Origin of the sequence: Streptacidiphilus carbonis (assembly GCF_000787775.1) — a bacterium.
Classification (GTDB): domain Bacteria; phylum Actinomycetota; class Actinomycetes; order Streptomycetales; family Streptomycetaceae; genus Streptacidiphilus; species Streptacidiphilus carbonis.
In genome coordinates this window covers 38,870-48,322 of record NZ_BBPM01000054.1, presented here as the reverse complement: position 1 = coordinate 48,322, position 9,453 = coordinate 38,870, and the positions used below count along the sequence as shown (strand labels likewise).

Annotated in this window: 10 protein-coding genes; 4 read left to right on the top strand and 6 right to left on the bottom strand. The window is 69.4% G+C overall.

Annotation, left to right across the window (positions count from 1 at the left end; translation table 11 throughout):
• Nucleotides 1-622: 622 nt before the first annotated feature.
• The gene (locus TR46_RS40180) at nucleotides 623-1,021 is read left to right on the top strand and encodes a helix-turn-helix transcriptional regulator (RefSeq protein ID WP_152626766.1); all 399 of its coding nucleotides are present in this window, start codon (nucleotides 623-625) and stop codon (nucleotides 1,019-1,021) included.
• Between the two features lie 186 nt (nucleotides 1,022-1,207).
• Here the strand turns inward: TR46_RS40180 and TR46_RS30215 are convergent, their stop codons facing one another.
• The 3 genes from TR46_RS30215 to TR46_RS42700 all read right to left on the bottom strand — a co-directional run bounded on the left by TR46_RS30215 (nucleotide 1,208) and on the right by TR46_RS42700 (nucleotide 3,533).
• On the bottom strand, nucleotides 1,208-1,765 hold the full coding sequence (locus TR46_RS30215) for a hypothetical protein (protein ID WP_369406015.1): 558 nt from the start codon (nucleotides 1,763-1,765) through the stop codon (nucleotides 1,208-1,210).
• Between the two features lie 291 nt (nucleotides 1,766-2,056).
• Nucleotides 2,057-2,758: a TMEM175 family protein gene (locus TR46_RS30210; protein ID WP_152626765.1), complete on the bottom strand. Its 702-nt coding sequence runs from the start codon at nucleotides 2,756-2,758 to the stop codon at nucleotides 2,057-2,059.
• Nucleotides 2,759-3,125: 367 nt separating this feature from the next.
• A complete protein-coding gene (locus TR46_RS42700; protein WP_042407727.1) occupies nucleotides 3,126-3,533 on the bottom strand; it encodes a hypothetical protein in 408 nt (135 codons plus the stop codon).
• A 101-nt stretch (nucleotides 3,534-3,634) separates the two neighbouring features.
• Here TR46_RS42700 and TR46_RS30200 point away from each other — a divergent pair, with 101 nt between their 5' ends.
• Complete coding sequence (locus TR46_RS30200) at nucleotides 3,635-4,669, top strand: LuxR C-terminal-related transcriptional regulator (RefSeq protein ID WP_161790225.1); 1,035 nt, start codon at nucleotides 3,635-3,637, stop codon at nucleotides 4,667-4,669.
• Here the strand turns inward: TR46_RS30200 and TR46_RS45415 are convergent.
• Both TR46_RS45415 and TR46_RS30195 read right to left on the bottom strand, forming a co-directional pair.
• The gene (locus tag TR46_RS45415; RefSeq protein ID WP_084719066.1) at nucleotides 4,572-5,519 is read right to left on the bottom strand and encodes a WD40 repeat domain-containing protein; all 948 of its coding nucleotides are present in this window, start codon (nucleotides 5,517-5,519) and stop codon (nucleotides 4,572-4,574) included. The two genes, TR46_RS30200 and TR46_RS45415, sit on opposite strands and share 98 nt — an antisense overlap.
• Nucleotides 5,509-6,201, bottom strand: a complete 693-nt coding sequence (locus TR46_RS30195; RefSeq protein ID WP_152626762.1) for a hypothetical protein — start codon at nucleotides 6,199-6,201, stop codon at nucleotides 5,509-5,511. The genes TR46_RS45415 and TR46_RS30195 overlap by 11 nt, the downstream gene beginning before the upstream one ends.
• Before the next feature lie 204 nt (nucleotides 6,202-6,405).
• Between TR46_RS30195 and TR46_RS30190 the strand changes: the two genes are divergently transcribed.
• Nucleotides 6,406-7,113, top strand: coding sequence for a GntR family transcriptional regulator (locus TR46_RS30190; RefSeq protein WP_042407719.1), 708 nt, complete (start codon nucleotides 6,406-6,408; stop codon nucleotides 7,111-7,113).
• Nucleotides 7,114-7,266: 153 nt separating this feature from the next.
• Complete coding sequence (locus tag TR46_RS30185; protein WP_042407717.1) at nucleotides 7,267-7,707, top strand: hypothetical protein; 441 nt, start codon at nucleotides 7,267-7,269, stop codon at nucleotides 7,705-7,707.
• Nucleotides 7,708-8,486: 779 nt separating this feature from the next.
• Here TR46_RS30185 and TR46_RS30180 read toward each other — a convergent pair.
• Nucleotides 8,487-9,453, bottom strand: a 967-nt coding sequence (locus TR46_RS30180) for an ABC transporter ATP-binding protein (protein WP_152626768.1), incomplete at its 5' end; no start/stop codon positions are given.

Sequence of the window (9,453 nt, the reverse complement as noted above, 5' to 3'; positions counted from 1 at the left end):
GCCTTCGGCGGGGCACAGGTCTCCGCTTCGCTTCGACCTGTAGAGCCTGACGGCTCTTCAGGAGTGGAGCCCGGGCCCGCTTCGCGGTCCGGGGGCGAGTCTCGCTGTGCTCGTCTCTTGCCGCGCTAACGCGCGGAGCGACTGGGCGGGGTGCCCGGGGGGTTAGTGCATCAGTTTTGGTGTGTTCGGACTTTGCGAAAAATCTGCCACCCCTGGGTGTGCCTCGGCTTGGACCCCCTTGCTGAGGCATGCCGGCCTGGTGTCAGTGGGCGTGCTGTCAGCATTCCATCCACATGAGCAGCCACTTTCTCACGAGAATCACGAACTCGGGTCTGCGGCGGGGGGTCTGACGTCTCGTTCGATGCTGGTGTTTGGGCTGCGTCGGCTCCATGGGTGGCCCGGGAGGTCCACGCGGGTGGGTGTCGGGTAGCAGAACCGGTTCCGGGGGCCTGCGGTGGTACGGATCCGATAGCAAGGGGGGCAGGCCCGCCGGAACTCCGGGGCCGCGCTGCAGCAGCACCTTCGGGGCGGTCAGTCGCCTCGCTTGGGCCGAGCTCAGTCGCCTCGCTTGGGCCGAGCTTTGGGGTCATCCGCCCACCTTGTCCGCGGCTCCCTGTTACTGATGACAGGGAACGCTGAGGTAGTTGCTAGGAGCGGTGACACTCGAACTCTCGGGCTGCAACGGAAGCAGACCAACACCATGCTAACCACACCCCCGGATTCGCCTCTGCGGCTTCTTCTCCGGTCCTGGCGGGCCCAGACCGTACCCGAAGACGTCGGGGTCGTCCGTGGGCCGCAGCAGACGGAGGACTCCGCGGTGACCCAGGAGCAGACCGCCAGGAAGCTGGGGTGCACCCTGCCGCACTACGCGGCCGTCGAAACCGGACACGTCGTGCCCAGCTACCCCCTGCTGCACGCCCTGGCGGTCTTCTTCGGGCTGGACGACGTCGAGAAGCTGGCGCTGCTGGACGCCCTGATCAGCGCCTCGCGCACCGAGACCTGGGCTGCGCAGGCGTGCTGAGCCGGGCCGGACTGCCGCGGTCCGGGGCGTCGCTGGCGGGCACGGACCCGCTGACGGTGGAACCCGCAGGCAACCCGGCGCGTGCGCGCCCTGGTGGGCGCAGGCGCGGCGGTAATGAGGATCCGTGATTTTGATTCTGACCGCAGTTCCGTGAATCCCCAGGTCAGAGCGTGGGTGCAGGAACGTTCACTCTGGGCAGTTCTCGATCACGGGGGTCCTGTCCCCGAGTGGAGTACTGTGCCAGCGTTCGAAGGCGCGCCGCGGGTGGTCGTGCACCTCAGCGCGTCCGGTCGCCCAGAGCAGTGTGGGCCACCGGTCGGTGTCCCTGGGTGCCTCGGGGAAGAGTCGGGCCAGGGCCCGGTCGCAGAGGTCGGCGGGTGGGGCCCAGGGCAGTGCGAGACCCGCGGCGACGTCGTGGGTGTGCACCAGGGCCTCCACCACTCCCATCGCAGCAAACCCCTCGGGGTCCGACACTCCATACGCATGAAAGGCACGGACCTGCGGGGACACGGTTCGGACCATGGCAGCCAGCAGGGCGCCGCCGGTCTCCAGCACCTGCAGCAGCCCGGCGGGGCCGACGGCGCGGTCCACGAACACCACGTTCGGCGGCCCGTCCGGCCGGTCACGCTGCCATCGCAGCGGGACGAAACCGTCCAACGGTGGTCGCGCCGGGCCGAGTTGCGCCGCATAGGCAAACAACCCGTCAGCGGTGTGCTCCAGGGTCTCCCAGCAGTCCCACGTCAACTCACCGGCTGGGACGCGCCAATCCGCGGTGAGCGCGCTTGTCAGCGTCGCGACCGCTCTCCGAACGGCCTGTTCGACATCGGCTGCCGTGACCGGCCCCGGTAGCAACGCCGGTGCCGTCAACGATCCGACCTGATGCGATCCACGATCCTGTGACATGGGGGCCGACACTACCAGCGCCCATGCGAACCACCTCCGCGCCCTCTTCGCCGCTGATCTTGAGGGAGATCGGCGCGACGTGGTGTCGGGGATCCACGGAACTACGGTCAGAACCGGTTTCGCTCAGCGTGGTCAGCGGGCGGTGCGTCGGCCCCGGAGACGCGCCAGCCTCGGCAGGACGGCGAGCAGCAGCAGGCTGTAGTACTGCAGGACGGGTACGGCGAGCGCGATGGCGAAGGCGGTGATCAAGGCGAGGACGTTGAGGTAGCTCTCGGTATACAGGCCCTCGGACCTCTGGCGGGCCGCCAGGCCGTCTTCCTCGAGGAGTGCCGGCGTGGTTTTCAGGATCCTCAGCATCGCGAACCGGCAGACCATGCCTGCCAGGAGAGTGGAGTAGTAGAACGCCCCCACGAATCGGTCGCGGCCGAAGGCGCCGATCATCTCCGTCGGTAGAGGAAGTACGACCACGGAGAGCAGCCACCCCGTGTTCCATACCATCAGGGAGCGGGTGAGCTTCGTGACCGATGAGAAGGACCGGTGGTGCTCCCTCCAGATGTTCGCGACGACCGCGAAGCTGAGCAGGAAGCTCCAGATCTGGTCGAGATGACCGGTGATCACCTCGCTGGCGCCCTCGTGGGCGGACGCGGCTTCCGGGACGAGGTCCACCAGCGGCAGGATCAGCAGGGTGATGGAGATCGCGGTCACCGCGTCGGTGAAGAGCACCAGACGCTCCGCCGAGACGCCCCCCTCGATCCTGTCCGACGCGGGAGCCGACGGCTCTGCCGGGTCGACCCCTGCGGTCTCGGTCTCATCGACGATGCCGCTGGCACCCATGCGTTTGCACCTCTTCCTTGTTTGGTCCGCCGCGCCTGCCTGGCTACCGGACTCTGCTGGTCGTGGACGTTCCAACGACCTGGGCGGACGCTACCCGTGGCGACAGCGGGAAGTTGACGGTGGTCCGCGGCCGCTGGTCCCCTGCGCGCAGGGCCGTCTTGGCGCGGCGCGGCGAGAGCCCGGCGCCATGGAGGGGGTGCCGGGCGTCCTCCTCCTGTGGAAGGGCCTCCCGAACGCGTGGCCACGACAAGCAGCACGGCGACACGTTTGTGGGACCGCCCGGCAAAGACCGCCCCGGCCCTCGCCCAGCCGCCATATATTCCACACCCAAGCCGTTGACCAGCACTGATGGACAAGTCCGGCTGGATTACCGGACCAGTGGCCTACGTTCGGGCCACCACCGCTGGACGGCCTCGGCGGTTGTCGACGGGCTCACGTTGAAGCAGAGCTTCGCACCGGGTGCCAGTTCGCGGGTGGCGTCGACCAAGACCTCGAAGAGCGGGGTCAGCGCCGGGTCCAGCCGGACGCCGGCGCCGATCACCACGATGTCGTAGTCCTTCCCAGACAGCGCGGCGCGGTAGACCGCCTCGGCCGTGCGGCCGTAGTCGAGCAGACAGACGTCGACGGTGAAGCCGAGTTCCTCGAGCCGGGCCCGCCCGGCAGCCACGCCGGCCCGGACCACTTCGGCGTCGATCTGGGGGAACGCCGCCCGCGACGAGGGCGCGTCGTCCACCAGCGCGGGATCAAGTCCGACGGTGAGCATGGACGGGGACATGCCGCGTTACCTCCTGTGCCTTGGCCTTCCGCTTTCCGGACTGAAGGTAGACATCGGGGCAGCCGCCGGCCATCCCACACTTCTGGGATACAGTTCGGCCGGTGAGTTCCCCGGTGGCCCAGCGCGAGACCGTGCGTGACATCGAGGCGATCTGCCGCCTCGACCTCGGCTCCCGGGAGCTGCGACGCCGGATCGCCGAGCGGCTGACGCGGCTCGTCCCGGCCGACTCCTACTGTTTCGGCGCGATCGACCCCACAACGCTGCTGATCACCGACGACGTGAGTGCGGGGCTCACACCGGCCGCCGCCGCAGCCGCCGTGCACAACGAGTACCTGGTGGACGACGTACTGAAGTTCGCGGCACTCGCCCGCTCCGAGGTGTCCGCAGGCACGCTCGGTGCGGCCACTGGCGGTGACCCGGAGTCCAGCCACCGGTACCGGGACGTGCTCCCGATGATCGACGCGCGGCACGAGCTGCGGGCGAGCTTCGTGGTGGACCACCAGTGCTGGGGCGCCATCGCCCTGTTCCGCGGCGGTGGGCGGCCCGACTTCACCCCGACCGACGTCGCCGTACTGCGGCGGCTGTCCGCCCCGGTGGCTGCGGCCCTGCGCCGGGCCGTCCACCGGGCACCTGCCCACACCGCTCCCGGCCCGGCCGAGGCGGGCGTGCTCCTGCTCGATCAGGACTTGCGGCTGCTCTCGGAGAATCCGGCCGCGAAACTCTGGCGCGACGAACTGGCCTCGTCCGGCGCGGAGCTGCCCATCGCCGTCCTGGAGGTCGCCGCGCGGGGAAGAGGCGCGACGCTGCCGGCCTACGGGCGGATCCGTGGCCGGTCAGGCCAGTGGCTCTCGGTCCACGCCTCGCCACTGAGCGGTGGCCCGTACCCGACACCCCTCGCCGTGACGATGCACCCGGCCTCGACCGCCGACATGGCCGAGGTGCTGCCGCTCGCCTACGGCCTCACGCCACGCGAGCGGGACGTCCTGGCACGGGTCTTCGCCAGCCTACCCACGCGGGCCATCGCCATGGAACTGCATATCACCGCAGCCACCGTGCAGGACCACCTGAAGAGCATCTTCGCGAAGACCGGCGTCCGCAACCGCCGGGAACTGGTAGCAACCATCCTGGACCTGTGAGCGAACCGTTCCGACAACCCCGCCTTCCGCGACGACACGTCAGCACGCCCGGAACCTGCCGTCCATGACGGCCGTCGCCAGTCTCGCCACCGCCGTTGTCCCCGGTGAGGGCTTCGCCGACGAGCCGGCAGGTCGTCAGATCCCAGATCCGCACCGTCCCGTCCCGGCTGCCGCTGATGCCGTGCAGGCGTCCGTCCAGCACCGCCGTCGCCACCGTGCCGACGACTTCGGTGTGGCCGGTCAGGGGGCTGCCGACAGGGTGGCCGGTCGCCAGGTCCCAGACCCGGACGGTCCCGTTCCGGCTGCCGGCGACGACAACGGTACGGCCCCGAAGCACTCCTGTGGCCACCGCACGGACCTCGCTGTCCCCGATGGGGAGTTCGCCGACGGGGCGGCCGGTGGCCAGGTCCCACACCCGGACCGTGCGGTCGTCGCTGCTGCAGGTGACGGCCACCGGGCGGCCTTCGACCACTCCCGTCGCCACCGAGCACACCCGTTCGGTATGGCCGAGCAGAGCGTGCCGGAACCGGTGGTCGACCGTGCTGCCGGTCGCCCATGCGACCCCCCACGACAAGTCCGCCCCGTCACCGACCGGTACGGCAGCGATCCGTGCCGACAAGCCCAGGTCTCCGTAGCGGGCGGCGTCCAGCGCCAGCAGCTGCCGTCGGGACCGCGGACCTGCCTGCCCGTGCAGATGCGCCGAGGCCCGGTACACCGCGTCCGCCAGTCGGCCCGCAGGCCCCGGGGTCCTCACCAGTTCTTCCCGGACCTGCTCGGGGTCGGCGGTCACCAGGAACAACGCATCGGGCAGTGGAGCCTGAGAGTCGCCCGGCAGACCGTCACCCCTCATCAGCGCTTCCCCCCTTCGAGGCGCACAGTGCCGCGGAGCGCCTGCGGTACCGCAGGCGGTGCGCCGGCTGCCACAGGGCGCAGGCCAGGCCGAAGCCGAGCGGGACCTGCAGGGCCCTTTGGACCACGGGGGCACCAGGGTTGCTTCCCCGCCCGACCGTCGCCAGCCCCCGCGGGTCGACGGTGACCGCGTAGGTGCCGCCGACCCTCCAGTGCCAGTCCGTGAAGATGCCGCCCCGAACCGGGGCCAGCGGCGGACCGTCGAGAACGGAGACGGTGTAGAAGTCGATCTCTCCGCCGCTCATGCCGTCCTGGGATTTCTGGACGCTCAGGACCCTGACGTGTTCGGTGCACCCGAAGTGGTGCAACGCCTGCTGGTCCACCTCGGACCGCTGCAGGGTCAGTATCCCGAGCAGGAGGAGTGCGCCCAGCAACCACCTGAGGCCCAGGAAGCGGCAGACCTCGGGCAGGCAGCAGGCGAGTAGAAGCGCGAGCGTACCCGCGAGGTCGATCCACTGGGCGTGCGTGGAGAAGGAGGCTTGTGCGATCAGGCGTACGACCGCCCATAACGCGCACGCCCCTGCGAGGCTCGCCGCCGCCGGAGCCAGTCCTCGGGCCGTCTCTCGTGCGGCTGACCGCTGGTCAGCCGCACTCCACGCGTTGTCCTCAAGGCCCACGCCCATGATCGCCTCCGCCTGTGCCCCGGCAGTCACCGCTCGCGCTGCCCCCTCACACGGTATGGATTGTTCAACGATCCATCAAGGAGTTTTGTTCATAAGCCTGGGAATCACCTCTCCACCTGTTCCTTGCTGGAATGAAGGAGAGTAACTTTGTTCAACGAGATTCCGGCGCTGCCAGCGGATCCGACGACGCCTCAGGACGGGTAGATGACCACGAGCACACCCCTTGGTTGGGTTACGGCACTGGAACGGGCCAAGGGTCCCCTCGGCCGCGGCAGCACCGCCGAGCGGGTCGCCGACGTATTGCGGGTACAGGTGGCGGACGGTCACATCGCGCCCGGTACAAGGTTGTCCGAGGAGACCGTGGGTGCGGCCCTGGGCGTGTCCCGCAACACCCTGCGTGAGGCATTCCGGCTCCTGGCCCACGAGCGGCTGCTGGTGCACGAGTTGAACCGCGGAGTGTTCGTCCGCACCGCCCACGCCGACGACGTGGCCGAGCTCTACCGGTTGCGCCGCCTGGTCGAAGGCGCTGCCGTCCGGGAGGTGGCCAGTGCTCCGGACCGGGCGATCGACGAGATCCGCAGATCCGTGGAAGAGGGAGAGCAAGCGGCAGCCGAGCAGCGCTGGCCCGACGTCGCCACAGCCGACCTGCACTTCCACCGCGGGATCGTACGGCTGGCCGGATCGCCGCGACTGGAGGCCTTCATGGACCGCATCCACGCCGAACTGCGCCTCGCCTTTCACACCATGGGCGATCCGCAGCGTTTCCACGCCCCCTACGTCACCCGCAACCGCGAACTCCTCACGGCCCTGCAGACAAGAGACGCCCGCCAGGCGGAGATCCACCTCTCGGTCTACCTCGGCGACTCCGAACGACAACTGCTGCGCGCATTCGAGGACGTCCCCCGCACCTGACGTGGCAAGGGACCGGGACACCTGGACGCTGGGCAATCATGTTGGCAGGGCGACAGGCTAACGACGCTGACACCTCAGCTGGCTGCGGAGTCCAGGCACAACCCTTGGAGTCCGATGCGCAAGGTGGCGCCCGGGCAGGCTAGTTTGGTCCGGGTGAGCCTCCTTGAAGATGTGGCCCAGCGTGACGGCTGGCGATGCTGGATATGCGACGAACCGGTCGACCCCGACATGTCGGTGAACGACCCGCGGGGGCCCAGCGTCGACAGCCGGACCGCCGACCGCAAAGCCAAGGTCGCCGAGCGGCTCGCGCACCGCGGATGCAACACCCGCAAAGGCGCGGTCAAGGCGGTCATCGCCTGGCCGGACCGCCTGTACGTGGTCGAACCAGCCCCGTTGATCACCGTTGCCGGGAGACTGGAGCGCAAGGGCGGGCGCGAGATAGTGGGCCGCTGCCCGACCAGGAAGGACGCCCAAGAGGCGGCAGACTGGCTGGTGGACCGCTTCTCCCGACTGGTACCGGGACTGCCGGTGACCGCCGGCATCGAGACGGGTGGCGGCCAGTTCCTCGTAATCCTGACCACAGGCCGCCGCTGACCGGGTACGTCCATACTCCCTGCGTATCCGCTGGCCCGGAGGCGCCGGCCGAATACGCTGTCATCATTTGGCCGGCAAGGGGGTCCAAGCACAACAACGGCAAGGGCGACACGGACGCCGCCGACCGATGCTCCGGCGGGGCCTACCCAACGCTTCCAGTGTGGGGTGCGGCAGGGGGTGCCGGGTTGTTGCTTCTGGCGACTGTTCCGGTGACGTCCAGGGGTGCTGGTGACTGTACCGACGCGGAGCAGGCGGGCAGTGGAGAGTCAACCGTTGCCCAGCCCGCAACCCTTGCCGATTCCCCGCGGCGGTGTCCGTTTCAGGAAACTGCCGGTGCAGATGCTCGCCTCGGTGTGGTCGTTCTGGACGTACTACCTCTACACCGGCGACGCCGGCGCCGTCACCGGCGCTTACCGGCGCTTACCGGCGGTCAGGGCGTACCTGACCCTGCGGAGCCTGGACAGCAACGGACCGGTCGCCCACCGCGCCGGGGACTGGGACTGGGACTGGGACTGGGGCAGCAACGTCGACGCCCCGTCCAGAACAACTGCGACACGGCGACGCCCGCTGCCGTCGGGTCCAGGAATGAGCAATGGCCCCGGCTCGCGTGAGCGACCCGGGGCCGGCGTTCTACATCTCGTGCACCTCGCGTCGGGCGTTGCCGCGGCGCAGGCTGTCAGCGGTGCGGCCTCCTCGGGGGAAGGGACGCGGGGCCGGACCGAGCGTGAGGGATTCGGACCGTCTGGTCGGCGTCTACGGCAGCAGGGCGCCGTAGGCGGTCAGTGCCCCGCTTGGCTGGTGACCAGTTCCCTGTAGCCGGTGCTGTGCTCCATGAGGTGGTCGTGCGTGCCGGCTGTCGTGTCGTTGCCCGTTGAGAACATGACGACGTGGTCGGCGTGCTGGACGGTGGTGAGGCGGTGGGCGACGACGATGACGGCGCGGCTGCGGGCCAGTTTGTCGACGACGTCGCGGAAGCGCTTCTCGTTGATCCCGTCCATCTGGGAGGTCGGCTCGTCGAGCAGGACGATGTCGGCTTGGGTGAGGAGGGCCCGCGCGAGGGCGAGGCGCTGGCGCTGTCCGCCGGACAGGTCCATTTCGCGGCCGAGGACGGTGTCCATCCCGTCGGGCAGGGCGTCGATGGCGGTGAGCATGTCGACTGCTCGCAGGGCTGTGCGGAGTTCTTCCAAGGTCGCCGGATCGGTTCGGCCCAGTTGGAGGTTCTCCAGGATGCTGCCTTCGACGAGTGTGAATTGCTGGTCGACGTAGGTGATGCGGCTGCGGAGCTGTGCCAGCGGCCAGCTGGCGATGTCGGTGCCGAGGATGGAGATGGTGCCGCTGTCGGGCGCGATGAAGCGCTCGATCAGGGACAGGGTGGTGGACTTGCCGATGCCGGAGGGGCCGACGATGGCTGTCAGGCCGGTGGCGGGTGCGGTGAAGTTGAGCTGGTTCAGGACGTCGGGGGCCCCGGGGTAGGCGAAGTGGACGCCGGCGAACTCCACGGCCGGGGCCTCGCGCTGCTCATCCGGGGTGCGGGCGTTCGGGGCATCGGATTCGATCTCGAGCGCGAACAGTTCGTCGAAGCGGGCGCGCGCGGCCATGCCTGCCTGGAAGCGGCCGATGCCGGTGGCGGCGATGGTGACCGGGGTGACCAGCTGGAGCAGGTACAGGAGGAAGGCGCTGAAGGCGGCGGTGGTCAGGTGGCCGTGGACGATGCGGGCGCCGCCGGGGATGACGACGACCACGAGG